The following is a 1,623-nucleotide window of genomic DNA, read 5'->3' as shown; positions in this document are numbered from 1 at the left end:
AAAACCAGCTAATAGTTGTCAATAATTTTCATTAAAAATAATAAAAATATCATGTTATACTAAATTTGTGTATACCAAATAACCGTCCAAATACTTGATTTGGAAAGTTCAGGTCTACTTAGTTAAATTGTTAAATCAAGCTAAGTCTTGGAAAGAAGTTTTGCTTTTTAAAAGTGCATAAATCCAATGTAAGAGTTTGTTTGCACAAGCTATTACAGCTACTTTAAATGGTTTTCCTTCTTCCCGTTTTTTATCATAAAACGCCCGTAATTTCTTATTACGAGGAAGGATTTCATCCGTTGTTTTCTGTTTTCGACAGTCACGAATAGCACATTTAACAGCCATATACAAAGCTTGCCGTAGTCTGCTAGATCCTCTTTTGGTTATTCGGTTGTAAGTACCTTTGAATGTACCAGATTCAAAGACACTTGGATCAAGACCGGCAAATGCGACTAGTTTCTTAGGATTATTAAACCTTTCAATTTCCCCAATTTCAGATACAATCGTGGCAGCGATTTTTTCTCCGATACCGGGAATTGATCGGAGAATCTTAGATTCTTCAATACTTTTTGATAAAGCATCTATCTCATTTTCAAGCATGGATAGATGTTTTTTATATTCAAAAAGCATATTAATATACATATCTAAGCTTAGGGAAAGACTAGAATATAAAGCCTTCTGAAAAGGGTTTTGAGCTGCTGCAGTCATTAGCTTTTCAGCCTGTTTGTTTGCCCATTCTAAAGAACGAGAATTACAGAATTCTTTTATTTTAGTTGCTAATACTTCATTATTGGCTTTCAATATATCCTCTGAAGTAGGAAATACATGTAGTATTTTCAAAGAAACATCCGAATATAAGTCTCCAAAAACATTACTATATTCAGGAAAAACTTGATCTAAAACTGCCTGAAATTGTAGTTTAGTTTGTACAAACATGCCTGTAATATTATCGTGCTGTCTCGTAAGATTACGTAAGTTCGCTAGTTGGATACCACGCTTTTTATAAGGCTCTAAATCCTCCTTATAATACAGCTCGCAGAGATGATTAGCATCAATGATATCTGTTTTTACCTTTCGTAAACTAGAACTTTTTGCTTTATAAGAGATGAGTGGGTTTACGATAATTATTAAATAGCCTTTGTCCTCAAAATATTGAACAATTGGTGTGTGATAATGGCCTGTTGATTCCATAACAAGAGGGGGACGCTCTCCTGAAATATCTTCTAATTCTTTAATAAAATCTAATAAACTAGCTAACCCATCAAGATCATGTTTTACTTTGAAACTTTTCTTGTAGGGCTTCTTTCTTTCCAAGTAAGCTTGAACCTGACTTTCACCTTTTGCTACATCCAGACCGATGACTGGATTCATTATAATTCCTCCTTCAAAATGATAATTGCCGGTAACCCCTAAATCCTCTTTGTAGTGTCATAGCTTCGCTTGTTATACGAGATCATTGTCCCAACCAGCCTCAAACATGTTTCTACAAGTAGGGGGCGAACTGTTTTGCGGACGAGGTCTTAGCCCCACGGGCGCGAACGTTCTACCCCGGCTACCGTTATCATATATCGATATAAAAAATGGTCAACCAGAAATATTTTCTGGCTGACCTTATAATACGAT

At 35.0% G+C, this 1,623-nt stretch carries 1 protein-coding gene; it reads right to left on the bottom strand.

From position 1 onward, the window contains the following. Window positions 1-135: 135 nt before the first annotated feature. Window positions 136-1,371 carry an IS110 family transposase gene (locus ACQKMI_RS25415; protein WP_427493388.1) on the bottom strand — a complete coding sequence of 412 codons (1,236 nt, stop codon included), beginning with the start codon at window positions 1,369-1,371 and terminating at the stop codon, window positions 136-138. Between the last annotated feature and the right edge of the window lie 252 nt (window positions 1,372-1,623).

Source organism: Lysinibacillus sp. NPDC097214 (assembly GCF_050277945.1).
Lineage (GTDB): Bacteria > Bacillota > Bacilli > Bacillales_A > Planococcaceae > Lysinibacillus > Lysinibacillus xylanilyticus_B.
The sequence above is the reverse complement of the archived record's forward strand: the minus strand, read 5'-3'. Positions and strand labels throughout refer to the sequence as shown.